The following is a 23,280-nucleotide window of genomic DNA, read 5'->3' on the forward strand; positions in this document are numbered from 1 at the left end:
GCCAGGCCACCTTTCACGGTGGGTTTGGTCACCCGTGCCTGGCTCCTGGCCAATGCGGCCGCACAACCACCAGGAGGACGCCATGGGCGCACTTCGAGCAGCACAATGGCAGTACGACAACCAGTTGCCGCCGGCGGTGAGCGAGAGCGCGGCTGAGGAAGCTGAAGCGCGCTGGATCGACAACGGCATTGCCGAGCTGATGGCGCGCCGTGACGTGGTGTTCCAGCGCAACTTTCGCCAGCGTGGCGTGACCTTTGAGCGTTTCGCCCAGGCGGTCGATGAGTTCGTGATGGGCCAGCTTGGCCTGTCGGGCATCAGCAATTCGGTGCTGGGTCGTCTGGTGCTGGCCGCGCGCTGCAAGGCCACCAGCGATGCAGCATCGGCAGCCGAAGAGATCATGAGCGTGGCCAACCCTGACGCCATGCTTCAGGAAATCGCCCGCACGCTGCTGACCCCCTTCGCAGCAGAAGGAGCTCTTGCCCAGGCAGAGGAGGCGGAATGAAAAGCGCCCACGTCTTGATCGATAACGAGCTCGACGCCATGGCTGACCCAGCGACTCCACGATCCTGGCAGGCGATGGTCCTCAAGCTGCTGACCGAAATGCTGGCAGACCAGCGCATCACCATCGAAGAGTTCAACCACTACTGCGGGCGCCTCAACAAGATCGTTGATGGGCGCAAGGAGGTCGCGTGAGCGAGATTGATTGGAGCAAAGCACCAGAAGGCGCTACACACTTCGGTGCTGAAAACGATTTCTACTTCTCCGCCTGGTACAAGGTTGAGGGCGACCAGATCCTTGCCTACACAGAGGACGGCAGTGCGTGGCGCGAGGCCACGGACAGCTGCGTATTTCCGAAGGTATCAAGCCTTACGGCCCGGCCTGAGCAATGGAGCGGCGAGGGTCTTCCGCCAGTTGGCACAGTGTGCGAGTTCGCTGGATTCAACCCAGAGGAAACCTTGCCGTCTGATCCGTTGATTGGTGACCGCGTGACGGTGATCGCCCACTTCAAAAGCGGGTCCATTGATGTCGCGGCGTTCACCTTCTTCGCCCCGCCTGAGTTTGAGTATTTGCAAGTCGGCCAAGGCGCACATGGCTGCTTCCGCCCCATCCGAACGCCCGAGCAGATTGCGGAGGAAGAGCGAGAGCATGCGGTCAAAAAGATCCTCGATGTCATGCTTGGTCATGACCAAGCGTGCATTCACGAGGACACAGTTCAAGCCCTGTGCGCCAAGCGCATCTACGACGCCGGCTACCGTAAACAGGAGGCTCCATGACCACGCCAATAGTCACCACGATCATCGACGAGCAGGTCGCCGAGGTCGCCCATGTCGTACCAGACGACCGAATTCTGATGGTGTTCAAGGGCCTGACCATGGAGGACGCCATGAATCAGGCGCGCCTGGCTCACATCGAGAACCCTGCGGCCTGGTCGGGCCGGGCCTACCTCTGCGGCATGTGCACGCTGGCCTATGAGGTGCGGGCATGAGAGACATTGAGCGTACCGTCGAGATCGGTTGGCAGGCTGAAAGCGCCGAGCGTCGCGCTAGGAACCGCCAGGGTAGTGCCGAGATCCTCGCCGAGCGAGGCGTCCAGTTCGAAGTCAAGAACATGGGCGCACACCTGATCGTTTCGCACGAAGGCAAGGTCGCTGACTTCTGGCCCGGCACCGGCAAGTACATCCCGCGCGGCGGCGGCAGGCCTGGACGAGGCGTTTTTAATCTGCTGAAGCTGCTGGGCGTCAAGCCATGACTAGCCTCCAGCAAGCCCGCCGCTGGGCATTCTGGCGCGGCAGCTTCATCACCCTGACCCTTTGCACCGCCTGGATGCTTGCGAGCGCCTGGGCTGGCTCCATCACTTCCTGAATCACGTAGCCGAGCACGGCGGCCCTTCGGGATAACCGTACCCCATGCGGGAGCGTAAGCGGCGAGAGCGCGCAACCATCCACCGCAGCCAGGGCCTGGAGCGTACCTCCGTGCCTGGGTGACCTGGCATTCCCCTTTCAACTGACGGCGCCGGCCTGGCGCGAGGTTTTCCAATGTCCACTAACAACATGCGCATCTGGGAGCAGGTGCAGACCACCGATACCCGCTACACCAAGAACGCCGAGGTCGGCGGCCAGAAGATCACCAGCCTGAACGGCACCGCCATGGTCATGAAGGCCACCGAAATGTTCGGTCCGGTTGGCATCGGCTGGGGCTGGAAAGTGTTGGAGGAACGCTTCGACGACGGGCACGAGGTATTCGCAGGTGAAGGCGACAAGCGCATCTGCCTGGGCCGGGAGATTGGCCACACCGTCAAAATCCAGCTCTGGTTCATACAGGACGGCCAGCGCGGCGAGGTCGAGCAGTACGGCTGTACCCGGTACCAGTACAAGACCAAGTACGGCATGACCACCGATGGCGAGGCGCCGAAGAAGTCCCTGACTGACGCCATCAAGAAAGCCCTTTCCATGCTGGGCTTCAGCGCCGACGTGTTCCTCGGGATGTTCGACGACCAGAACTACGTCCAGCAGCTCCAGGCCGAGCAGGCTATCGAGCAGGCGGAAGACCGCCAGGCCGAGATCGAGCGCCAACAGCAGGAGCGCCTGGACTTCATCAAGGACACGATCGAGACCATGCAGAAGGCGGTGACGCCGCATGAGCGCAAGAAAATCCACGACCACGCAGTTCGCAAGCTGATCGGCCGCAAGGATGAGAAAGGCGCAGCGCGGATCTCGCTTGAACTGAAGAATCTTGAGGCCGGCAAGCCACAGGAGGCTGCAGCATGACCCAGCTCTACGCACTCACCGGCCAGATGGCCGAACTGGCGGCCATGTGCGACACCGACGACGAAGGTCTCAAGCAGGCTATTCAGGACACCATGGCCGGCATCCAGGGCGAATTTGAGGTGAAGGCCGACAACATCGTGATGCTGCGCCGGAACATCGAAGGCGACATCAGCGCGATCGACGCGGAGATTGACCGCCTCAACGAGCTCAAGCGCATCAAAACCAACAGCGTGACGGCGATCACCGATTACCTGCGGCGCAATATGGATGCAGCCAACATCAAGTCGATCAAGCGCCCGCTGTTCACCATCAGTCTGGTAGCCGGCAAGGAGCGGGTCATCGTCGACAACGAGCAGGCGGTGCCGGACGAACTGACATCAGTGCAGACCAAGATCGCGCCGGACAAGAACGCCATCGCCGCAAAGCTCAAGGCGGATCGCGAGCACAACGAAGCAGTGCGCAAGCGCATGGCCGCGGGCGAAGACTGCGAACATGAACTGATACCTGAGCCAGCCTGGGCGCATTTGGAGCGCGGCGAGAGCTCAATCCGCATCAAGTGAGGTCAGCATGAACCCATCAATCGACCTGGAGGCCGCAAAAGCGGCCTTCTTCGCGTCTGGCGGTCAGATCATTGTGCTTGAGGGCTTCCAGTACGTGCCCTTCCGGCAGCGTCATCACCCTGAGCCGAAGCCAAAGCGGGTCAAGCCAGTTCGGCCCGCAAAGGAACACCCTCAACAAACCCGCGCCAAGGCTCGCACTGCGCAGGTCGCCGAGCTTGCTAAGACCATGACCTGTGGCGAGGTGGCAGAACTCCTAGGTGAAACCAAGACCGCTCTTTGGGGCGTAGCGGCGCGGGGAGGATTCAAGTTCTTCAGCCCGCCGAAGCCGGCCAGACCGGCGAAGGCAAAGGCAAAGGCCGAACCGAGCCAGGAGGATCGTGACATCGCCGACAAGATCATTGCCCTGCGTGATGCCGGCAAGTCCCGGTGGGGCGTGACTTTGGAGCTGGGCATCGGTAACTGCAGGTTCGCGCGGATCATTGCCGAGCTCGGCATTGACTTCCCGCTCCAGCGGAATCGGGGGTAAGCCATGATCGCCACCATGTCTCAACCCGTGCCCGCCGTGAAGTACGCGGCGGCCATGGCCAGATCCACTGGTCAGCCTTGGGGCGTTTACCGGGGAAGCAAGCACCTGCTGGTAGTCATGCCTTCCGGATCGACGAAGAAAACGCCGATTGAGGTGTGTCATCCATGAGGCGCGTCAACACCTTGGTCCGCCAGCGCCGGCGGCAAGAACAGTTCCACCTGCCGCCCAGCGGCCTATCGGAGCACCGAAATGCAGAAAGCACCTTCTGGAGTGGTAACCCTCCCAGCCTGGATGAATCGGCCGGTGAAGAAGCTGTACAACACCCGCAGCGGCGGCCAGTACCGGCCTGACGATGTGGCCTTGGCCTTCGCGCTGAGCCTGCGCGTGCACGACAGCGCCGATCACCTGCGCAGGCTGGCCCGGCGCCTGGTCGACAAGGTCTGCCTGGAGCACCAGCCGAACATGAAGCGCCCGGCCCGTGAGCCTAATGATGCCAAGGTGTTCGACGCAGCGCTAAAGATCATCAACCGGGTGTGCGACCTGCTGGAGTACGCACCGGGCACCCGCTTTGTGCGCAATGGAGGCGATGATGGCTCTGACGTCAAAGCAGCGTGACGAGAAGCGCAAGGAGAAAGAAGCCAAGGCCGGCATTGAAGAGCTGCGCATGAAAACCCGCGCCGGCACCCGCCAGGCCCTGGCCGAAATCATGCAATGGGCCGAAGTCGAGGAAAACGGCGAGGCCATGACCCTGCTTATCCACCGTATCCATGAATTGGGGCCTGAAGCGGCCCGCCACTTCCTCAGTGCTCCGCGCCACGAAATAGTCATATCCGATTTTGTGGCGCGGCGGCTTGATCAGTTCCGCATCGGTCGCGAGCTTCGGGCGCCTGACCTGATGCTGGGCGAAGACCCGGACGATGCCGAGCCCGGCCAGCTGCTGATAGCCAGCAGATAACCCGCGCTGCCCGCCAGCGCCTTCCCCTATTCAACGATAACGCCGACCCGGCGAGGGCGGCGCCTGCCTGGAGATCACCATGACCACATTCGCAGTGTTCGGCATGACCCGTGATGTAGCGCTGGCCGAGGCCAGGAAGATCACCAAGACCACCAAGCCGAGCGGCAAGGTTGGCTGCCCCCCCCTTGGACCTGACGGTCAGCGAGTGGAATGAGGCAGTCGAGAAGTCGGCCGAGAAGATCATGCAGGGCAAGAAGGTGCGACAGCTCAGTCCGACATTCGATGCTCCTCAGTACGCCGAGCAGTTCGTGAGCCTGGCCAGGAAGTCTGGTAACTGCCGCGACCTGCGCGTCAGAGCCAAGTGCACGCTCACCGATGCAGATGGCAACCCCCTAACCAACAAGAAAACCAAGGCGCCGCGCATTGGCTGGGTCGACTACCAGCCAGAGATGACGCCGAAAGTTGCGTAGCCGAGGATCACCGATGCCCATCACCTACGGAAGCGTCTGCAGCGGCATTGAAGCTGCGACCGTAGCCTGGCACCCGCTGGGCTGGCGTGCCGCCTGGTACGCCGAGATCGAACCATTCCCCAGCGCGGTGCTGGCCCACCACTACCCGGACACGCCGAACCACGGCGACATGACCCGCCTGGCAGCCATGGTGCTTTCCGGCAAGATCCAAGCACCTGATGCCTTGGTCGGCGGTACACCCTGTCAGGCATTCAGTGTGGCCGGCATGCGCGAAGGCCTGGCCGATCCCCGCGGCGCCCTCACCATCAAATACGTGGAGCTGCTCGATGCAATTGACCATGTTCGAACAAAGCGTGGCGAGCCCGAGGCCGCCTGTGTCTGGGAAAACGTCCCTGGAGTCCTCTCAGACAAAGGTAACGCGTTTGGCTGCTTCCTCGGCGCCTTGGTGGGCGAATCCGCAGAGCTCAAGCCGCCAGGGGGTAAATGGAAGGACGCTGGTTGTGTGTATGGACCCACGCGAACAGTCGCATGGCGGGTTCTGGATGCCCAATATTTCGGCCTGGCCCAACGACGCCGCCGTGTGTTCGTTGTCGCAAGTGCTCGAGCAGGGTTCGATCCACTCGAAGTACTTTTTGAGCGCGAAGGCGTGCGCCGGGATACTCCGCCGCGCCGCGGCGAGGGGCAAGCGCCTGCCGGAACAATTACAGCGAGCACTGGAGGCGTCGACGAGAACGACGCAGCAGACGGACGACTGACGGTCTACGGCGGGAACAACACTGCTGGCCCCATTGATGTGGCGCCAGCACGCAATGCTTGCGCCAGCGCCAGCGGCAGGATGGATTTCGAAACAGAGGCTTTCGTCGTCAGCGGCACCTTGCAAGCAAACGGCAAGGCTGCCGGCAGCGCTACTCAGCAAGACGCGGAGAGCGGAATGCTGGTTGTCCACGGCACGCAAGACCCTTGCACCCTAACCGATCAGGCATTTGCACTGGGTCGGAACAGCGGCCAGGAGAACGCGGTATGCGTTACCGGTGAGATCACCCATACCTTGAAGGCTGAAGGCTTCGATGCCAGCGAGGACGGTACCGGTCGGGGTCAGCCGATTGTGAGCTGTCGTGAGCTAGCTCAGACGCTGACCAGTAGCTATGGGAAGCAGGTCGACAGTACAGACTCAGCGAAAGGCCCGAACGTGGTAGTCCACTCCGAGAGCGTGCGCAGACTCACCCCGCGCGAGTGCGAACGGCTTCAGGGATTCCCCGATGACTACACGCTGATCCCCTATCGCACCAAACCGGCCAGCGATTGCCCAGATGGCCCGCGCTACAAAGCGATCGGCAACAGCAAGGCCGTCCCAGTCGTGCGCTGGATCGGCCGGCGCATCCAACATCAACTTGAACGACTCGCTTGAGGTATCCCCATGCCCACAGAAAACCGATCCAGCAACACAGAGATGGTCAGCGTGCCGCGCGAAGCCGTTGTGCAAGCGGCGGAGCTGCTGCAGGAATACAACAAGTGCAGCATTGCCCGTGACCTGCGCGCCATCCTGGCCCAGCCAGCCGAGCAGCACCAGGGCGATCCGGTGGTGCTGCCTGCGCGCAAGGCGCACCATCTCGACCCCTCATTCCTTTCTGAAGCGGATAAGGTCTGGAACGCCTGCCTCGACGAAATCGCCAAGCTGGGGCCGCTGTATAGCCGGCCGGTGCAGGCCAGCACGTGGCATGCGCGCTGGGACGAGTGCGAGCGCATCGCCAATGCACCCGCCGTACATGAAGCGCTGGAAATGTTCAGCGAGGACCCGACCGGCGATGCAGGTACTTCCCTAATCCGTGAAGTACTGACAGCTGCCACTGCCGACCCTGGCGAGGTTGAGCGGCTGCGGAAAACTCTGACACTGGTCAGGGAGCAGCGGGATAACGAACTGCGAACTAACAGCAGCCTTGAACGAGAGCGCGATACTCTGCGCGCCCAGCTGGCCGAAGCAAACCGCCTTCTAACAAAAATTCGTGATACTGAAATCCATGAAGGCAGGCTTCTGTGGGATTCGATCAATAACCACCTATCCGCCAGCGCAGAGCCGAGCGCGCCGGTTGAGATCGACGAGCGGGTGGGGTTTGAGTCCGCCGTTCTGCATACCGAACCAAGCAGTGATATGGACAGAAATGCTGATGGCGGATACATGAACTTCTATCTGGAATGTGCATGGAAAGGCTGGCAAGCCCGCGCCGCCCTGGAGCGCAAGCCGTAACACCCACCCCGCTGTAACCCCTCTCCCCTCTATTCACTGCCGCGATATGGCGGCCAAGGAGCATCCGTGCGCCTGAAGAAAGCTGAGCGCGAGCAGGTCCGCCTGAAGTACGGCGGCCGCTGCGCATATTGCGGCAACGATCTGGGCAGGCGCTGGCACGCCGACCACTTCGCCCCGGTGATCAGGTTGCCAGATGAGCGCGTGGCCGAGCAGCTGCAGAACCACAACGTGGCCAATATGATGCCGGCCTGCGTGCCCTGCAACCTGAGTAAGTCCCGCATGCAGTTGGAGGACTGGCGCCGCTGGCTGGCCGGCCACGTCAACAGCCTAAACCAGTACCACCCCATCTACCGCCTGGCCAAGGCCTACGGCTTGATCGCCGAGACTGGAGCCGAGGTCGTCTTCTACTTCGAAAAGGTGCAGAGCGATGCCATCCAAAACCTATCCGCTTGATGTGCGTAGCGTTGGCGAGGACACCTACATCTGCATGAGCAAGGGTCACCACAACCTGGAAGAGTTCATGAAGGCTGCCGTTGCCGATCACCCTGGCTGGTGCCTTGGTGGCCCTGAGCATGTCTGGATCAAGACAACCCCGGGCCACGGCACCTACGACCGCATGTACAACATCGTGCCGCAGGGCACCCGTGGTGCATGGCCGGCGACCTACTGCTGGGAGTTCGGTGAGGACTACAAGCGCTACAACGCCGAGGTGCAGCCATGAAGCGCCTCGCCCTCTGCCTCCTGATTCTTGCCACCCTGGCCGGCTGCGACTTCGAAGTCTGCATCGATGCCTCAGGCAAGAACTGCAGCCAGGCCCGGGCCAGCACCTGTGAGTTCAGCGCTGACACACGGCGCCAGCTTTCCCCGCACGAAACACAACCCGAACCTACACCCGCACTGGCGCCTGGGCGCTGGATTGATGAGAGGTATCAGCTGTGAGCGAGCACACAGACACTCAGCGCCTTGACTTCATCCTGTCCCGGAGCCGCCAAGTCACCTTGGAGGGAATTGGCACCAACGGGCGCGGCACCTTCTTCTACGAGCTCTATGTTCAGGAGGGTATTTGGCCAGATACGAAATACGAATGCCTCCATCTCGAAGGCCCTGTCAATTTCGAGCCAAGCCCAGAGCAGAACCGTCAGGCGATCGACCTGGCAATGGAGGCTCAGCCATGATCCTGCCCTTGATGTACATGGCCTACCTGATCTACAGGTGGCCGCGATGACCTGCGTGCGCATCGAGCATGGCTTTGTCTGCATGTCTCCGTTCTACCGCCTGCCGCTGGCCGACGGTACCAGAGTGTTCATGAGCTGGCACAACTACCTTGGCCCGACCTTCTTCCGCGACCGCCATGAGCGGCGCGAGATTGAGGACTGGTACGAGAACCTGCTGATCTGCGACGCCCTCGACTGGTTCATCAAGCGCGGCCACCGCGCCTAACCCATCCCTCACCTACTCAAGCCCGCCGACATGCGCGGGCATGGAGAGCTATTGCCATGCCAATCATCACCGTGACCACGACGATCACCACCCGCTTCGACGTTCCCGAGGGTGTGAGCGTCGACCTTATCCGCCATCAGGCGCTGCCAGTTCTGAGCGAAAACGACGAAGACACCGATGCAGTCTGCGTTCTGCAGGACACAGCGCTGAACAGGGTTTACCTGGGCGCCGCTGATGCTCGCTCACAGTCAGTCGAGCATTCCATCACCGAAGGCGAGGCCTGACCACCAACCTGCCGCCACCGGCGGCGTGGAGACCATCCATGAACCTGATCGACTGCTACGTCACGAAGATACTCAGCGAGCCGTACCGCAAGTTCGGCCACTGGTGGGTATCGGCCGAATACGAATCGGATGGACGCCCAGGCAAAACCGAACTCATGTTCCGTACCGAGGAAGCCGCCCGGGCGGCGAAGGTCGGGTACCACTTCACGGCCTGACATGGCCGCAGGAGATACACATGGCAAACGCCAGCGCGGCACCGGCCGCACGCATTCAGCCGCGCATCATCCGCGCCGGCGATGCCCCGCAGTACCTCGGCATGTGCCGATCAGAATTCAACAAGACCGTCAGGCCGCATGTGAGCGAATTCCCCATCGGGGAACGCGGCATCGGCTTTGACCGGGAAGAACTGGACGCCTGGGTGAACGACTACATCCAGGCCATGGCAATTGCGAAAGAAGGCGCTCAGGGACGACAATCACCCGGCAGCGAGCGCCCATCAGGAGATAAGGGATGGCGCGAAAGACAATCACAGGCCTTTCCCAAAGGAACGGCATCTGGCACATCGACAAAAAGATCAACGGAGAGAGACTTTACGAAAGCACTGGAGTTGGTGACCGGGCGGAAGCAGAAAAATACCTGATTCACCGCTTGGAGCAGATCCGCCAGCGCAAGGTGTATGGCGTTCGGCAGGTTCGGACATTCCGCGAGGCGGCCACCAGGTACTTGCTCGAGCACAAGGATCAGCCGTCGATCAAACTGACGGCTCTGTGCCTGCAGCAGTTGGACCCGTACCTGGGCGACCTACCACTGACGCATATCGATGACCAGGCGCTGGCCCCGTTTATTCGGGACCGGCAGACGGACGAAGACTTGCCGAATGGGAAGGTGAGGAAGGCGGTCAGCAACCGGACGGTGAACATCGCGATCGAGCGTGTGATTCGCGTGCTGTCGCTGGCTTGCAGGAAGTGGCGCGATGAAGAGCGCAGGCCTTGGCTCGACAGCATTCCGCTGCTGGCCAAGCTGGAGGAGAAGAGAGCGAGCCGAAAGCCCTACCCCATGTCCTGGGATGAGCAATCGATTCTCTTCGGTGAGTTGCCGGAGCACCTGCACAAGATGGCCCTGTTCAAGGTGAACACAGGCTGCCGCGAGCAGGAAGTCTGCAAACTGAGGTGGGATTGGGAGATTTCGGTACCCGAACTGGGCACGAGCGTGTTCCTGATACCTGCCGATTTCGGCGGCCGGCACGAGAACTCAGGTGTGAAGAACCGAGACGAGCGTTTGGTGGTGCTGAACACCGTGGCGAAGTCGATAATCGAAGGGCAGCGCGGAGTCAGTCGGGAGTGGGTTTTCCCCTACAACGGCACCGGGATGCACAGGATGAACGACTCGGCCTGGAAGAAAGCAAGGGTGCGCGCGGCAAAGCTCTGGCAGGAGCAACACTTGCGGCCGGCACACCCCGGGTTCGCTTCGATCAGGGTTCACGACTTGAAGCACACTTTCGGCAGGCGCCTGAAAGCAGCTGGTGTAACAGAGGAAGATCGGAAGTCGCTACTTGGTCACAAGAACGGAAGCGTGACCAGCCACTATTCTGGCGCGGAGCTTGGGCAGTTGATAGAGGCGGCAAACAAAGTTTCAGCGACGGACTCGCGTGGGCCGGTACTGACAATTCTGAAGAGGAGGCAGGCGTAAAAACCTGAGAAGTCACGCAAAAGTCACGCACATGAAAAAGGCCACCCCTTTCGGAAATGGCCTAAGTCACTGAAATATATGGTCGGGACGGAGTGATTCGAACACTCGACCCCTTGCACCCCATGCAAGTGCGCTACCGGGCTGCGCTACGCCCCGACTGGGCTTGAAGCAAGTTCTCAATACTGCCGAGAACGTTAAAGAATTTACCCTAACCCTCTGATAAATGAAAGCTTTTTCTCAAAAAAATTTTCACTCACCCGAAAAGCCACAGCTCACTTCTTCAACACGACCAGCACATCCTCCAATTCGACAATCATCTGCCGGATCAGCTGCTTGTACTGGCTCGAATCATCTTTAGCCTCATCACTGGAGAGCCGCAACCGCGCCCCGCCAATGGTGAACCCCTGCTCATACAGCAGCGCGCGAATCTGCCGGATCATCAGCACGTCTTGCCGCTGATAATACCGCCGGTTCCCCCGCCGCTTCACAGGGTTGAGCTGGTCGAACTCCTGCTCCCAATACCGCAGCACGTGTGGCTTTACGGCACACAACTCGCTCACTTCACCAATGGTGAAGTAGCGCTTGCCCGGTATGGGGGGCAGTTCGTCGTTATGGCTTGGTTCCAGCATAGGCCTCAACCCGGGCCTTCAACTTCTGCCCTGGACGAAAGGTGACGACGCGCCGTGCGGTGATCGGGATTTCTTCCCCAGTCTTGGGGTTGCGGCCCGGCCGCTGGCGTTTGTCGCGAAGGTCGAAGTTGCCGAAACCGGACAGCTTGACCTGCTCGTTCTCTTCAAGTGCGTGCCGAATTTCTTCGAAAAACAGCTCGACCAGCTCCTTGGCCTCACGCTTGTTAAGCCCCAGCTCCTCGTACAGCCTTTCGGCCATCTCAGCTTTCGTCAGAGCACCCATGCCGTTATTTCCTTAACGTGGTGTTCAACCTTTGTTCGAGCGAGGTGAGGATGTTTTGCAGGGTAGTGTTCACCTCATCGTCGTTAAGAGTGCGCGATGGATGCTGCCAGGTCAAGCCGACGGCAAGGCTTTTTCTATCAGGATCAATACCTTTACCCTGGTAGACATCAAACAGCCTGAGGTCTGTGAGCCATTCGCCTGCATTGTCACGAATTAATTCAAGCACCGCACTGGCTGCCACGTCACGACCGGCGATCAAGGCCAGGTCACGACGGGTTTCCGGGAACTTGGACAGTTCGCTGAATTTCGGCAGGCGGCCTTCGACCACGTCGCCCAGCACCAGCTCGAACAGGAACACCGGGCGGTCCAGGTCCAGGGCTTTGGCCAGCTCTGGGTGGATGGCGCCGAGGTAACCGACCAGTTTGCCGTCGCGCTCGATGGCGGCGGTCTGGCCTGGGTGCAGGGCTGGGTGCTTGCCGGCGCTGAAGGTGAAGTCGCTCAGGGCACCGGAATAACCCAGCAAGGCTTCCACGTCGGCTTTAACGTCGAAGAAATCGACGCCGTCGCGGCCGTTGGCCCAGCCTTCTGGCAGACGGCTGCCGGTGACCACGCCAGCGATCATGGGCTGCTGTTGCAGGTCACCCAGCTGGCCGACGAAACGCAGGCCGCTTTCGAACAGGCGCACGCGGTCTTGCTGGCGGTTCAGGTTGTGCTGCAGGGCTTTGACCAGGCCCGGCCACAGCGAGGCACGCATGGCGGCCATGTCGCTGGAAATGGGGTTGGCCAGCAGCAGTGGCTCTACGCCCGGGCTGAACAGTTCGAACAGTTTCGGGTCGATGAAGCTGTAGGTGATGGCTTCCTGGTAACCGCGGGCAACCAGCAGGCGGCGCAGGGTCGGTAGGTCACCGCGGGTTTCCGGCTTGCCCTGTGGCGCCAGGCGCGCTTGCGGGTAGCGGACCGGCAGGTTGTTATAGCCGTACAGGCGGGCCAGTTCTTCGATCAGGTCCACTTCCAGGCTGATGTCGAAGCGGTGGCTTGGCACGGTGACGGTCCACTCCCCTTCGGCTGCCTTGCTGGTGGTCAGTTCCAGGGCGTTGAGCAGTTGCTCGACCTGGGCTGGGTCCATTTCCATGCCAAGCATCTGGGTGATGCGTTCGGCGCGCAGGGTAACCGGGGCCACCTGCGGCAGGTGCTGCTCGCTGACCGCTTCGACGACCGGGCCGGCTTCGCCGCCGACAATGTCCAGCAGCAGCTGGGTGGCGCGTTCCATGGCTTCGCGGGCCAGGTGCGAGTCGACGCCGCGCTCGTAGCGGTGCGAGGCGTCGGTGTGCAGGCCGTAGGAACGGGCTTTACCGGCAACGGAAATCGGCTCGAAGAAGGCACTTTCCAGGAACAGGTCGCGGGTTTTTTCGGTGTTTACACCGCTGTGCTCGCCACCCATGACGCCGGCGATGGCCAAGGCACGGGTGTGGTCGGCGATCACCAGGGTGTCGGCGCGCAGGGCCACTTCCTGGCCGTCGAGCAGAACGAGCTTTTCGCCCTCTTCGGCCATGCGTACGCGAATACCGCCGTTGATTTCTGCCAGGTCGAAGGCGTGCATCGGCTGGCCGAGTTCGAGCATCACGTAGTTGGTGACGTCTACGGCGGCGTCGATGCTACGCACGTCGCTGCGGCGCAGGCGCTCTACCATCCACAACGGGGTTGGCTTGCTCAGGTCGACGTTACGGATAACGCGGCCCAGGTAGCGCGGGCATGCAGCCGGGGCGCTGACTTCGACCGGGCGCACTTCGTCGTGGGCTGGTGGTACGGCAGGCACTACCGGGCGGGTCACCGGGGTGTCGTACAGGGCGCTGACGTCACGCGCCAGGCCGGCGATGGAGAGGCAGTCACCGCGGTTCGGCGTAAGGCCGATTTCGATGCTGGCGTCGTCCAGGCTCAGGTAGGTACGAATGTTCTCGCCTACCGGGGCATCGGCTGCCAGTTCCAGCAGGCCGTCGTTTTCTTCGCTGATTTCCAGCTCGGCAGCCGAGCACAGCATGCCGAAGGACTCGACGCCACGCAGCTTGGCCTTCTTGATCTTGAAGTCGCCAGACAGCTCGGCGCCGATCATGGCGAATGGCACCTTGATGCCTGGGCGGGCGTTAGGTGCGCCGCACACGACCTGGAAGGTTTCCTGGCCGTTGGTTACCTGGCACACGCGCAGCTTGTCGGCGTCCGGGTGTTGTTCGGTGGCCAGGATCTCGCCTACCACGATGCCGCTGAACTGGCCGGCAGCGGGGGTAACGCTGTCGACTTCAAGGCCGGCCATGGACAGGCGGGCAACCAGTTCGTCACGAGAGACTTGCGGGTTTACCCAACCGCGCAGCCACTGTTCACTGAATTTCATGCTGTTCTCCTGAAAATTGCGTCGATTGGGCCTAGCGGAATTGCGCCAGGAACCGCAGGTCGTTGTCGAAGAACAGACGCAAATCGTTGACGCCATAGCGCAGCATGGCCAGGCGCTCGGCCCCCATGCCAAAGGCGAAGCCTTGGAACTCTTCCGGGTCGATGCCAGACATGCGCAGCACGTTCGGGTGCACCATGCCGCAACCCATCACTTCCAGCCAGCCGGTTTGCTTGCACACCCGGCAGCCGTTGCCGGAGCACATCACGCACTGGATATCGACTTCGGCGGACGGCTCGGTGAAGGGGAAGAACGATGGGCGGAAACGCACCGCCAGTTCTTTCTCGAAGAACACGCGCAGGAACTCTTCGATGGTGCCCTTGAGGTCGGCGAAGTTGATGTCGCGGTCGATCAGCAGGCCTTCGACCTGGTGGAACATCGGCGAGTGGGTGATATCCGAGTCGCAGCGGTAAACGCGGCCCGGGCAGACAATGCGGATGGGCGGCTGGGTGGACTCCATGGTCCGCACCTGCACCGGCGAGGTGTGGGTACGCAGCAGCATGTTGGCATTGAAGTAGAAGGTGTCGTGCATCGCCCGCGCCGGGTGGTGGCCGGGGATGTTGAGCGCTTCGAAGTTGTGGTAGTCGTCTTCCACCTCAGGGCCTTCGGCAATGCCGTAGCCAATGTGGGTGAAGAACTGCTCGATGCGCTCGAGGGTACGGGTGATCGGGTGCAGGCCACCGGTGGCCTGGCCACGGCCTGGCAGGGTGACGTCAATGCATTCGGCAGCCAGGCGAGCGCTGAGCTCGGCTTCTTCAAAGGCAGCCTTGCGGGCATTGAGCACAACGGTAACGCGCTCTTTAGCGTCGTTGATCAGCGCGCCGACTTTCGGCCGCTCTTCGGCTGGCAGGTTGCCCAGGGTCTTCATCACCTGGGTCAGCTCGCCTTTCTTGCCGAGATAGTTAACCCGGATCTGTTCCAGGGTAGTGATGTCTTCAGCGCGCTCCACGGCCTCTAGGGCTTGGGAGACCAGCGCATCCAGGTTTTCCATGTACAGACTCCAGATACGAAAATAGGGGAAGAGCTTTGAAGGCTCTTCCCCTATCGATGACGTTCAATGCCCGGCGCCGCGAGCGCCGCCGGGTGATTGTCGCGGGTACTTAAGCCAGAACGGCTTTAGCTTTCTCGACAATCGCAGCAAACGCCGCTTTTTCGTTCACTGCCAGATCGGCCAGAACCTTACGGTCGATTTCGATCGAAGCCTTTTTCAGGCCAGCAATCAGACGGCTGTAGGACAGACCGTTGGTGCGGGCACCGGCGTTGATACGAGCGATCCACAGTGCGCGGAACTGACGCTTCTTCTGGCGACGGTCGCGGTAGGCGTATTGGCCAGCCTTGATGACCGCTTGCTTGGCTACACGGAATACGCGCGAACGTGCACCGTAGTAACCTTTAGCCAGCTTCAGAATTTTTTTGTGACGCTTACGAGCGATAACGCCGCGCTTAACACGAGCCATGAGTAACTTCCTCTATCTTAACCAGAATTAACGTACGCGCAGCATGCGCTCGACTTTTGCCACGTCGGACGGGTGCAGCAAGCTGGCACCGCGCAGTTGACGCTTACGCTTGGTCGACATTTTGGTCAGGATGTGGCTCTTGAAAGCGTGCTTGTGCTTGAAGCCCGAAGCAGTCTTCAGGAAGCGCTTCGCAGCACCGCTCTTGGTTTTCATTTTTGGCATGTTGGAACTCCGCATTCGATAAAATTACACATAATCATCAGGCCTGCCGTGCCCGGGAGATTATTTCTTTTTCTTGGGGGCGATGACCATCATAAGCTGGCGTCCTTCCATCTTAGGATGCTGCTCAACGGTGCCGTATTCGGCGAGGTCGGCTTCGACCCGCTTCAACAGCTCCATGCCCAGCTCCTGGTGGGCCATCTCACGGCCGCGGAATCTCAGAGAGATCTTGGCCTTGTCCCCATCGGTAAGGAAACGTACCAGGTTGCGTAGTTTTACCTGGTAATCCCCATCCTCCGTCCCTGGACGAAACTTGATTTCTTTGATCTGGATCTGTTTCTGGTTTTTCTTGGCTTCGTTAGCCTGCTTCTTCTTCTCGAAGAGGTGCTTGCCGTAGTCCATCACCTTGCAGACAGGTGGTACTGCGTCTGCAGAGATTTCTACCAGGTCCAGCTTCGCTTCATCAGCGATACGCAGCGCTTCATCAATCGAGACGATGCCAACTTGCTCGCCGTCTGCGCCAATTAACCGAACCTCGCGGGCCGAGATATTCTCGTTGATCGGGGCCTTCGGTACAGCACGCTTATCGTTTCTCATTTCACGCTTAATAGTCATTACTCCGATTCTTGGCGACCACGCCGGGAAACCGCTTGATTCAGCAGCTCAACGAACTGGGCGACGGGCATGGAGCCCAGGTCAGCACCTTCGCGAGTGCGCACAGCGACGGTTTGCGTTTCGACTTCGCGGTCCCCTATAACCAAAAGGTACGGGACCTTGAGCAAAGTATGCTCGCGGATTTTAAAGCCGATCTTCTCATTTCTCAAGTCCGACTTGGCACGGAAACCGCTACCGTTCAGAGATTTCTCCACCTGAAGGGCGAAATCGGCCTGTTTGTCGGTGATGTTCATGATCACCGCCTGGGTCGGTGCGAGCCAGGCCGGGAACACGCCAGCGTAGTGCTCGATCAGCATGCCGATGAAGCGCTCGAACGAGCCGAGGATGGCGCGGTGCAGCATTACCGGGCGCACGCGGCTGTTGTCTTCGGCGATGTAGCTGGCATCCAGGCGCTCTGGCAGGTTCGGATCGTACTGCAGGGTACCGCACTGCCAGTTACGGCCGAGGCAGTCACGCAGGGTGAACTCGATCTTCGGACCGTAGAAGGCACCTTCGCCTGGCTGGTATTCCCACTCCAGGCCGGATTCGTTGAGGGCGTCGGCCAGTGCACCTTCGGCACGGTCCCACAGCTCTTCGGAACCGACACGCTTGGCCGGGCGGGTGGACAGCTTCATGGCAATGTCGCTGAAGCCGAAGTCCTTGTACACGTCCAGGGTCAGCTTGATGAAGTCGGCTGCTTCTTTCTTCACCTGCTCTTCGGTGCAGAAGATGTGTGCGTCGTCCTGTACGAAGCCACGTACGCGCATGATGCCGTGCAGGGCACCGGATGGCTCGTTACGGTGGCAGGCACCGAACTCGGCCAGGCGCAGCGGCAGGTCGCGGTAGCTTTTCAGGCCCTGGTTGAACACCTGCACGTGGCACGGGCAGTTCATCGGTTTTACCGCGTAGTCGCGGCTTTCCGACGAAGTGGTGAACATGTTCTCGGCGTAGTTGGACCAGTGGCCGGAACGCTCCCACAGAATACGGTCGACAACCTGCGGGGTCTTGATTTCCTGGTAGCCGTTTTCGCGCTGCACGCCACGCATGTACTGCTCGAGCACCTGGTAGACGGTCCAGCCGTTGGCATGCCAGAACACCATGCCTGGGGCTTCTTCCTGCAGGTGGAACAGGTCGAGCTGCTTGCCGATCTTGCGGTGGTCGCGTTTTTCGGCTTCTTCGATGCGCTGGATGTAGGCTGCCAGCTGCTTCTTGTCCGCCCAGGCGGTGCCGTACACGCGCTGCAACTGCTCGTTCTTGGCATCGCCACGCCAGTATGCGCCGGACAGTTTGGTCAGCTTGAAAGCCTTGAGGAAGCGGGTGTTGGGCACGTGCGGGCCACGGCACATGTCAACGTATTCTTCGTGGTAGTACAGGCCCATGGCCTGTTCGTCCGGCATGTCTTCGACCAGGCGCAGCTTGTAGTCTTCGCCACGGGCGGTGAAAACGTCGATGACTTCGGCGCGCGGGGTGACCTTCTTGACCACGTCGTAGTCTTTGTCGATCAGCTCCATCATGCGCTTTTCGATGGCGGCCAGGTCTTCAGGGGTGAAGGGGCGCTCGTAGGCGATGTCGTAATAGAAGCCTTCGTCGATCACCGGGCCGATCACCATTTTGGCGGTCGGGTACAGTTGCTTCACCGCGTGGCCAACCAGGTGGGCGCACGAGTGGCGGATGATCTCCAGTCCCTCTGCATCTTTAGGGGTGATGATCTGCAGGGTGGCGTCGTGGCTGATCAGGTCGCAGGCGTCGACCAGCTTGCCGTCGACCTTACCGGCCACGGTGGCCTTGGCGAGGCCTGCACCAATGGATGCGGCGACATCGGCTACGGATACGGCGTGATCAAACGAACGCTGACTGCCATCGGGAAGAGTAATAACGGGCATGGCGCCTCCTCTCCTAGTGGTGACCCCTACCAAAGGTCACGTGGGTTGGGATGAGCCAGTACAAGATCCGACCTGCCTTCCTGCAAAGGAAGCCTGCCTCACAGTGGCAGAAGCCTTTCGGCTTGCGAGGGACGAACCAGAGTGACTGGAAAGAAAAATGGCTGCGCCCGGCAAAGGCGCGAACACAAGCCGAGCATGCTAGCACGCGGGTTGCACCGCAGGCAGAAATATTTGGAAATTGCGGGGTTGGGGTGAACTAACCCGGAAAAAGCCCTATCAGACTTTGGGAAGCAACCTACTCTTGATGAGACCTTAACCCAAGGAGTAACTGGTTATGCGAGTTCCGTCTCTTCTGGCCCTGGCGGCCACTGCTGCCCTGCTGCTGCCGGTAGCCGCGAACGCTGGCAACTTCCCACCGGGGAAAGAGGCCGGCTACATGGCCCAGTGCACGCAGGTGGCCAGCGGCCAGGGCGTTGATGCTGCAACTGCGAAGAAACACTGCGACTGTGGCGCCCAAGCCATCAAGAAGAACTTCACCGATGCCGAAATTGCCGACCTGGACAGCAAGGATGGCGTGGACGCCAAGCTGATGCAGAAAGCGCAAACGGTTGTGAAACAGGCCTGCGCACCAAAGGGCTGAAACCTTAAAGCCAAAGTCGGCCGGTAAATCTTTGAGCTGGATCAATATCCGGCGAAGGTAAAAAGCGCTAGATGCGCAGAAATGGACTATGATACGTCCCGTGCTCCGTAGCCTCGGCCGCATTGCACCACCGAAAAAACTAAATGTTCTGGAGATTCACCCATGTCCAATCGCCAACAAGGCACCGTCAAATGGTTCAATGATGAGAAAGGCTACGGCTTCATCACCCCAGCAGGCGGCGGCGACGACCTGTTCGTTCACTTCAAAGCCATCGAATCTGACGGCTTCAAGAGCCTGAAAGAAGGCCAGACTGTTTCCTTCGTCGCCGAGCGCGGCCAGAAAGGCATGCAGGCTGCACAGGTTCGTCCGGAGTAATTCGGATAGCTGTAAAAAAACCCGCCCTCGTGGCGGGTTTTTTTATGGGCGCGACCCAGGCCGATGGCGCTGCATTTTTTTGTATAAGCGGCCTTGTGTCACGATGGGCAGCGCAGCGGCCCCGGCGATTTGGCTGGTAGTCCTGCGGGCCCGGGCCGGCATCATCAATCGATGTAGGAGCGGGTTCACCCGCGAATACGGTGGCGCCGGCAACGCACAATGCCTGGCAGAACCTGGCCAGCAGGCCCGGCCCTTTCGCGGGTAAACCCGCTCCTACAAAGGGCGGGGGGGGCCGGTAGGCCTGCGGGGCCGGGCCGGCATCATCGATCGATGTAGGAGCGGGTTCACCCGCGAATACGGTGGTGCCGGCAACGCACAATGCCTGACAGAACCTGGCCAGCAGGCCCGGCCCTTTCGCGGGTGAACCCGCTCCTACAACAGACGGGGGGGCCGGTAGGCCTGCGGGCCCGGGCCGGTATCATCGATCGATGTAGGAGCGGGTTTACCCGCGAATACGGTGGTACCGGCAGCGCACAATACTTGGCAGAAACTGGCCAGCAGGGCCGGCCCTTTCGCGGGTAAACCCGCTCCTACGAGCTGAATCAGCCGCAGTTGACGCGGTTGACCACACCCTGCTCATTGACGTTAAGGTTCAAGCGCTCGGACCGGTACTCCAGGGTTACCACGTCGTGCGGCTTGAGAATACGCGCTATTTGCGAACCACTGGCCTTGCGCGCCTGCTCCAGCAACTCGGCACTGGCCTGCTTGCCCATGGCAAAGTCTGCGCCGCTGGCATCGCAGCGGCCGTCGTTGCCGGCCGGCGCAGCCGGTGCAGCCCCACCGGCATTACCACCAGCATCGCCACCAGTGCTGCAACCAGCCAGGACAGCAGCCATCGCCAGGGTTGCCAGGTAAGCACGGGTACGGAACATGAAGCCTCCTAAATCGGTATGGGAATGTCTGATCCGACAGTTCCGCTCATCATTTGTTGCAAAACCGGTCAAGTCTGCCTGAACTCGATCAATGAGGGGGAAAAGCAATCGTGACCGGATTTTGCACAACCCGCTGCGTTTGCCATATGCTTAGCGCGCACGGTCACTGGCGCAAAGCCATGATTTGCTGCAAGAAGTGGAGTGCATCCCGCCTCCATCGAACACCAGGGTCAAGTGTTCACCCCTTCGTTCCGGGCCCCTAGCGAGAGCTTTTCATGAGCAGCCACACCATCGATGCCGATATCAAGGTCAAGTGGGCCGAGGGCCAGAGTGCGTACAGCCCTGGCACACCAGAGGAGTTGCTGTTGATCGGCATCGACCTGCTGGTGCGCGACCGCGGCCCCGAAGCAGCACGCAGCTTCATCGAGCAGGTGCTGGAGCGCTACGCCCCGCACGCAGCTATTGCAGCCGCGCCAACCGGGCGCTAAGCAGGTCGAACAGGCCTTGGGCGTCACCCTGCTCCACCCACAGCACATTGGCCGGCTGCTTGAGCACGCCGTACCAGTCAGCGACGGTCTGACCAAAGGTCGGGCCTTCGCGGCTGTCGATGCTCAGGTGAATGCGCCGGCCGCTGAACAGTTCGGGCTTGAGCAAGTAGGCAATGACGCTGGCGTCATGCACCGGACCGCCGGGCATGCCGTACAACGCCATGTCGTGCTTGATGTACACGTTGAGAATGTCCACCACCCGCTTGCTGGCTTGTGTATTCACCGCGGCCAACTGCTGCAGCCGGGCGTCGCTGGTCAGCAGCTTGTGGGTGACGTCCAGCGGTAGATAGGTCAGTTGCACCCCGCTGGCCAGAACCACCTGGGCTGCATGGGGGTCGGCGTAGAGGTTGAATTCTGCCGCTGGGGTGATGTTGCCGCCGTTGAAGTGGGCGCCGCCCATGACCACCACCTCCTTGATGCCCTTGGCAATCTCCGGGCGCTGGATCAGCGCCAGGGCCAGGTTGGTCTGTGGGCCGAGCATGGCCACGGTGATGCTGTGCGGCTTGGCGGCCGCCAAGGTGTCTACCAGGTACTGCACGGCGTTGCCGGCGGCCAGCGGGGCCTTCGGCTCATGCACTTGAACGCCGGCCAGGCCTTCTTCGCCGTGCACTTCTGCGGCATAAACAGGTGCGCGCACCAGCGGCCGGCCGGCCCCCGCGTAAACCGGGATGTCTTCGCGGCCAGCCCATTCGCGCGCCAGGCGCGCGTTGCGGGAGGTTTTATCCAGGCGCACATTGCCGGCCACGGTGGTGATGGCGCGAATATTGAGTTCTTCTGGCGAGGCCAGGGCCAGGAACAAGGCGACCACGTCGTCGGCACCGGGGTCGGTGTCGATGATCAGGTCGATGGGGGCAGCCTGCAAGCTGGTGGCAGTGAGCATGAAAGCGAGTCCTTGAAGCCAGGGCTTGAGCATGGAATGGCACTCCTGTTGCCTTTGGTGGAAAACGGCCGACGCGGCGGCTGGTCAACGGCTCAGAACGTGACGCCGGAAACCAGCGCGATATTGCTGTAGGGCTGGCACTCACCGGTACGCACCACCGCCCGGGCACTGCGCGACAGCACCTTGAATGCTTCATGGCTAAGCCATTCGCGCTTGCCCAACTTGCCCTTCAGGCGCTCGAGTTCGACCAGCGCTGGCGGCACCACTTTCTGCATTTCTTCGGCCAGCACATGCCGCTCCACCTGAAGCTCGCTCAGCACGGCGCGCAACACACTGGCGAAGTCCGGCAAGCCAGGGGTGATCGCCAGGTCGATCATTTCCACGCCTGGCGGCACCGGCAGGCCCGCATCGCCGATCACCAGGATATCGCCATGGCCCATGCCGGCGATGGTGCGCGAAAGGGCAACGTTCAGCAGCGGGGTTTTCTTCATGGCACCAGCTCCGCCAGGTAAGGGATTGATGGCTGCGCGCCAGCGCGTGTCACCGACAGCGCCGCAGCACGCTGGCCGAAGGCGATGGCCTCGCCCTCCTCCAGGCCACGCACCAGGCCCGCAGCGAAGCCGCCAATGAAGGTGTCGCCAGCAGCAGTGGTGTCCAGCGGCTGCACCACCGGTGCGGGGTAATGCTGGTGCCCCTCGGGCGTTACCAGCAACGCCCCTTGCGCGCCCAGCGTGACGATCACCTTGCCCGCCCCCGCCTGCAGCAAGCGCTCTGCGGCAAGCTGCGCGCTCGCCTGGTCGGTCACCGCAATGCCGGTCAGCGCTTCGGCCTCGCTTTCATTGGGGGTGAGGTAATCGATGAGCGCGAACCATTGCGCAGGCAGCGGGCCGGTGGCAGGCGCCGGGTTGAGGATCACCTGCTTGCCCAGTTCACGCGCCCGCCTCAGCGTCCAGGCCACCGTCTCGACCGGCACCTCCAACTGGCAGATGACCACCTGCGCAGCCTGCAACAACGCCTCGAAGCGCTGCACCGACTGCGGCGTCAGCAGGCCGTTGCCGCCGGGGATGATGACAATGCAATTCTGGCTGGCGGCATCCACGGTGATCAGGGCTACACCGCTGGACACGCCGGGGCAGGTACTGACGCCCTGGCAGTCGATGCCTTCTGCGGACAATGCCTGGTGCAACTGGCGGCCATAATCGTCATCGCCGACATTGCCAATCATCGCCACGCTGGCGCCCAGGCGCGCAGCCGCTACGGCCTGGTTGGCCCCCTTGCCGCCCGGCACCGTGAAAAAACGCTCACCGGGCAGGGTTTCGCCGGCGCGAGGCAAGCGCTGGGCGCGGACCACCAGGTCCATGTTGAGGCTGCCGACCACCACAACCTTGGCATTCATGACAG

At 61.2% G+C, this 23,280-nt stretch carries 38 protein-coding genes and 1 tRNA gene; 26 read left to right on the top strand and 13 right to left on the bottom strand.

What is annotated here, in order from left to right; genetic code table 11:
* Positions 1 to 82: 82 nt before the first annotated feature.
* From APH30_RS10380 to APH30_RS10475, 23 genes are all read left to right on the top strand, one after another.
* Positions 83 to 502 carry a hypothetical protein gene (locus tag APH30_RS10380; protein WP_054912476.1) on the top strand — a complete coding sequence of 140 codons (420 nt, stop codon included), beginning with the start codon at positions 83 to 85 and terminating at the stop codon, positions 500 to 502.
* Entirely contained in the window at positions 499 to 693 is a 195-nt protein-coding gene (locus APH30_RS10385) for a hypothetical protein (RefSeq protein WP_054912477.1), read from the top strand. Before APH30_RS10380 ends, APH30_RS10385 begins: the two co-directional genes overlap by 4 nt.
* Positions 690 to 1,274, top strand: a complete 585-nt coding sequence (locus APH30_RS10390) for a hypothetical protein (RefSeq protein WP_054912478.1) — start codon at positions 690 to 692, stop codon at positions 1,272 to 1,274. Before APH30_RS10385 ends, APH30_RS10390 begins: the two co-directional genes overlap by 4 nt.
* The gene (locus tag APH30_RS10395; RefSeq protein WP_054912479.1) at positions 1,271 to 1,486 is read left to right on the top strand and encodes a hypothetical protein; all 216 of its coding nucleotides are present in this window, start codon (positions 1,271 to 1,273) and stop codon (positions 1,484 to 1,486) included. The genes APH30_RS10390 and APH30_RS10395 overlap by 4 nt, the downstream gene beginning before the upstream one ends.
* Positions 1,483 to 1,749, top strand: a complete 267-nt coding sequence (locus APH30_RS10400; RefSeq protein WP_054912480.1) for a hypothetical protein — start codon at positions 1,483 to 1,485, stop codon at positions 1,747 to 1,749. Before APH30_RS10395 ends, APH30_RS10400 begins: the two co-directional genes overlap by 4 nt.
* A gap of 286 nt (positions 1,750 to 2,035) precedes the next feature.
* On the top strand, positions 2,036 to 2,767 hold the full coding sequence (locus APH30_RS10405) for a Rad52/Rad22 family DNA repair protein (protein ID WP_054912481.1): 732 nt from the start codon (positions 2,036 to 2,038) through the stop codon (positions 2,765 to 2,767).
* A complete protein-coding gene (locus tag APH30_RS10410) occupies positions 2,764 to 3,327 on the top strand; it encodes a siphovirus Gp157 family protein (RefSeq protein WP_054912482.1) in 564 nt (187 codons plus the stop codon). Before APH30_RS10405 ends, APH30_RS10410 begins: the two co-directional genes overlap by 4 nt.
* Positions 3,328 to 3,334: 7 nt before the next feature.
* Positions 3,335 to 3,853 (top strand): hypothetical protein, encoded by a 519-nt coding sequence (locus APH30_RS10415; protein WP_054912483.1) that lies wholly within the window; start codon positions 3,335 to 3,337, stop codon positions 3,851 to 3,853.
* A 249-nt stretch (positions 3,854 to 4,102) separates the two neighbouring features.
* On the top strand, positions 4,103 to 4,468 hold the full coding sequence (locus APH30_RS10420; RefSeq protein ID WP_054912484.1) for a hypothetical protein: 366 nt from the start codon (positions 4,103 to 4,105) through the stop codon (positions 4,466 to 4,468).
* Entirely contained in the window at positions 4,443 to 4,808 is a 366-nt protein-coding gene (locus APH30_RS10425; protein WP_054912485.1) for a hypothetical protein, read from the top strand. The genes APH30_RS10420 and APH30_RS10425 overlap by 26 nt, the downstream gene beginning before the upstream one ends.
* A 79-nt stretch (positions 4,809 to 4,887) precedes the next feature.
* Positions 4,888 to 5,022, top strand: coding sequence for a hypothetical protein (locus APH30_RS29505; protein WP_256221991.1), 135 nt, complete (start codon positions 4,888 to 4,890; stop codon positions 5,020 to 5,022).
* Positions 4,979 to 5,278, top strand: a complete 300-nt coding sequence (locus tag APH30_RS10430; RefSeq protein ID WP_256221992.1) for a hypothetical protein — start codon at positions 4,979 to 4,981, stop codon at positions 5,276 to 5,278. The genes APH30_RS29505 and APH30_RS10430 overlap by 44 nt, the downstream gene beginning before the upstream one ends.
* A gap of 13 nt (positions 5,279 to 5,291) precedes the next feature.
* On the top strand, positions 5,292 to 6,686 hold the full coding sequence (locus tag APH30_RS10435) for a DNA cytosine methyltransferase (protein WP_054912486.1): 1,395 nt from the start codon (positions 5,292 to 5,294) through the stop codon (positions 6,684 to 6,686).
* Between the two features lie 9 nt (positions 6,687 to 6,695).
* A complete protein-coding gene (locus APH30_RS10440) occupies positions 6,696 to 7,523 on the top strand; it encodes a hypothetical protein (RefSeq protein WP_156326427.1) in 828 nt (275 codons plus the stop codon).
* Positions 7,524 to 7,589: 66 nt separating this feature from the next.
* Positions 7,590 to 7,976 (top strand): HNH endonuclease, encoded by a 387-nt coding sequence (locus tag APH30_RS10445; RefSeq protein ID WP_054912488.1) that lies wholly within the window; start codon positions 7,590 to 7,592, stop codon positions 7,974 to 7,976.
* The gene (locus tag APH30_RS10450) at positions 7,951 to 8,244 is read left to right on the top strand and encodes a hypothetical protein (protein WP_054912489.1); all 294 of its coding nucleotides are present in this window, start codon (positions 7,951 to 7,953) and stop codon (positions 8,242 to 8,244) included. Before APH30_RS10445 ends, APH30_RS10450 begins: the two co-directional genes overlap by 26 nt.
* Positions 8,241 to 8,462: a hypothetical protein gene (locus APH30_RS10455; RefSeq protein ID WP_054912490.1), complete on the top strand. Its 222-nt coding sequence runs from the start codon at positions 8,241 to 8,243 to the stop codon at positions 8,460 to 8,462. The genes APH30_RS10450 and APH30_RS10455 overlap by 4 nt, the downstream gene beginning before the upstream one ends.
* Entirely contained in the window at positions 8,459 to 8,698 is a 240-nt protein-coding gene (locus APH30_RS10460) for a hypothetical protein (RefSeq protein ID WP_054912491.1), read from the top strand. The genes APH30_RS10455 and APH30_RS10460 overlap by 4 nt, the downstream gene beginning before the upstream one ends.
* A gap of 46 nt (positions 8,699 to 8,744) precedes the next feature.
* Positions 8,745 to 8,963, top strand: a complete 219-nt coding sequence (locus APH30_RS10465) for a hypothetical protein (RefSeq protein WP_054912492.1) — start codon at positions 8,745 to 8,747, stop codon at positions 8,961 to 8,963.
* 56 nt (positions 8,964 to 9,019) lie between these two features.
* Positions 9,020 to 9,247 (top strand): hypothetical protein, encoded by a 228-nt coding sequence (locus APH30_RS10470; RefSeq protein ID WP_054912493.1) that lies wholly within the window; start codon positions 9,020 to 9,022, stop codon positions 9,245 to 9,247.
* A 38-nt stretch (positions 9,248 to 9,285) separates the two neighbouring features.
* Complete coding sequence (locus APH30_RS29065; RefSeq protein WP_177333721.1) at positions 9,286 to 9,462, top strand: hypothetical protein; 177 nt, start codon at positions 9,286 to 9,288, stop codon at positions 9,460 to 9,462.
* Positions 9,463 to 9,482: 20 nt separating this feature from the next.
* Positions 9,483 to 9,887: an AlpA family transcriptional regulator gene (locus tag APH30_RS29510; RefSeq protein ID WP_256221993.1), complete on the top strand. Its 405-nt coding sequence runs from the start codon at positions 9,483 to 9,485 to the stop codon at positions 9,885 to 9,887.
* Positions 9,773 to 10,936 (top strand): tyrosine-type recombinase/integrase, encoded by a 1,164-nt coding sequence (locus tag APH30_RS10475; protein ID WP_256221995.1) that lies wholly within the window; start codon positions 9,773 to 9,775, stop codon positions 10,934 to 10,936. Before APH30_RS29510 ends, APH30_RS10475 begins: the two co-directional genes overlap by 115 nt.
* A 79-nt stretch (positions 10,937 to 11,015) precedes the next feature.
* Here the strand turns inward: APH30_RS10475 and APH30_RS10480 are convergent.
* The 9 genes from APH30_RS10480 to thrS all read right to left on the bottom strand — a co-directional run bounded on the left by APH30_RS10480 (position 11,016) and on the right by thrS (position 18,504).
* Positions 11,016 to 11,092, bottom strand: a tRNA-Pro gene (locus APH30_RS10480).
* A 116-nt stretch (positions 11,093 to 11,208) separates the two neighbouring features.
* On the bottom strand, positions 11,209 to 11,565 hold the full coding sequence (locus tag APH30_RS10485; protein ID WP_009685877.1) for a MerR family transcriptional regulator: 357 nt from the start codon (positions 11,563 to 11,565) through the stop codon (positions 11,209 to 11,211).
* The gene (gene ihfA / locus APH30_RS10490; protein WP_003250679.1) at positions 11,546 to 11,848 is read right to left on the bottom strand and encodes an integration host factor subunit alpha; all 303 of its coding nucleotides are present in this window, start codon (positions 11,846 to 11,848) and stop codon (positions 11,546 to 11,548) included. Before ihfA ends, APH30_RS10485 begins: the two co-directional genes overlap by 20 nt.
* A 4-nt stretch (positions 11,849 to 11,852) precedes the next feature.
* Positions 11,853 to 14,234: a phenylalanine--tRNA ligase subunit beta gene (gene pheT / locus APH30_RS10495; protein WP_029884927.1), complete on the bottom strand. Its 2,382-nt coding sequence runs from the start codon at positions 14,232 to 14,234 to the stop codon at positions 11,853 to 11,855.
* A gap of 31 nt (positions 14,235 to 14,265) precedes the next feature.
* On the bottom strand, positions 14,266 to 15,282 hold the full coding sequence (pheS, locus tag APH30_RS10500; RefSeq protein WP_009685880.1) for a phenylalanine--tRNA ligase subunit alpha: 1,017 nt from the start codon (positions 15,280 to 15,282) through the stop codon (positions 14,266 to 14,268).
* 109 nt (positions 15,283 to 15,391) lie between these two features.
* Complete coding sequence (rplT, locus tag APH30_RS10505) at positions 15,392 to 15,748, bottom strand: 50S ribosomal protein L20 (RefSeq protein WP_003250671.1); 357 nt, start codon at positions 15,746 to 15,748, stop codon at positions 15,392 to 15,394.
* A 27-nt stretch (positions 15,749 to 15,775) separates the two neighbouring features.
* A complete protein-coding gene (gene rpmI / locus APH30_RS10510) occupies positions 15,776 to 15,970 on the bottom strand; it encodes a 50S ribosomal protein L35 (RefSeq protein ID WP_003250667.1) in 195 nt (64 codons plus the stop codon).
* Between the two features lie 60 nt (positions 15,971 to 16,030).
* Positions 16,031 to 16,582, bottom strand: coding sequence for a translation initiation factor IF-3 (infC, locus tag APH30_RS10515; protein ID WP_012052879.1), 552 nt, complete (start codon positions 16,580 to 16,582; stop codon positions 16,031 to 16,033).
* Positions 16,582 to 18,504: a threonine--tRNA ligase gene (thrS, locus tag APH30_RS10520; RefSeq protein ID WP_009685881.1), complete on the bottom strand. Its 1,923-nt coding sequence runs from the start codon at positions 18,502 to 18,504 to the stop codon at positions 16,582 to 16,584. The genes infC and thrS overlap by 1 nt, the downstream gene beginning before the upstream one ends.
* A gap of 334 nt (positions 18,505 to 18,838) precedes the next feature.
* Here thrS and APH30_RS10525 point away from each other — a divergent pair, with 334 nt between their 5' ends.
* Together APH30_RS10525 and APH30_RS10530 are read left to right on the top strand one after the other, a co-directional pair.
* Positions 18,839 to 19,144: a hypothetical protein gene (locus APH30_RS10525; RefSeq protein WP_009685883.1), complete on the top strand. Its 306-nt coding sequence runs from the start codon at positions 18,839 to 18,841 to the stop codon at positions 19,142 to 19,144.
* Between the two features lie 162 nt (positions 19,145 to 19,306).
* A complete protein-coding gene (locus tag APH30_RS10530; RefSeq protein WP_003250656.1) occupies positions 19,307 to 19,519 on the top strand; it encodes a cold-shock protein in 213 nt (70 codons plus the stop codon).
* Between the two features lie 602 nt (positions 19,520 to 20,121).
* Here the strand turns inward: APH30_RS10530 and APH30_RS10535 are convergent.
* Complete coding sequence (locus APH30_RS10535; protein ID WP_009685884.1) at positions 20,122 to 20,451, bottom strand: I78 family peptidase inhibitor; 330 nt, start codon at positions 20,449 to 20,451, stop codon at positions 20,122 to 20,124.
* 275 nt (positions 20,452 to 20,726) lie between these two features.
* On the opposite strand from APH30_RS10535, the gene APH30_RS10540 reads away from it, so the two are divergent.
* Positions 20,727 to 20,939 (top strand): hypothetical protein, encoded by a 213-nt coding sequence (locus APH30_RS10540; protein ID WP_009685885.1) that lies wholly within the window; start codon positions 20,727 to 20,729, stop codon positions 20,937 to 20,939.
* Here APH30_RS10540 and APH30_RS10545 read toward each other — a convergent pair.
* The 3 genes from APH30_RS10545 to rbsK are packed head-to-tail and all read right to left on the bottom strand — an operon-like array spanning position 20,911 to position 23,275.
* A complete protein-coding gene (locus APH30_RS10545) occupies positions 20,911 to 21,912 on the bottom strand; it encodes a nucleoside hydrolase (protein WP_029884926.1) in 1,002 nt (333 codons plus the stop codon). The genes APH30_RS10540 and APH30_RS10545 overlap by 29 nt on opposite strands.
* A gap of 59 nt (positions 21,913 to 21,971) precedes the next feature.
* The gene (rbsD, locus tag APH30_RS10550) at positions 21,972 to 22,370 is read right to left on the bottom strand and encodes a D-ribose pyranase (protein WP_009685887.1); all 399 of its coding nucleotides are present in this window, start codon (positions 22,368 to 22,370) and stop codon (positions 21,972 to 21,974) included.
* Entirely contained in the window at positions 22,367 to 23,275 is a 909-nt protein-coding gene (rbsK, locus tag APH30_RS10555) for a ribokinase (protein WP_054912495.1), read from the bottom strand. The genes rbsD and rbsK overlap by 4 nt, the downstream gene beginning before the upstream one ends.
* Positions 23,276 to 23,280 lie beyond the last annotated feature (5 nt).

The organism is Pseudomonas sp. NBRC 111127 (assembly GCF_001320345.1).
GTDB lineage: Bacteria > Pseudomonadota > Gammaproteobacteria > Pseudomonadales > Pseudomonadaceae > Aquipseudomonas > Aquipseudomonas juntendi.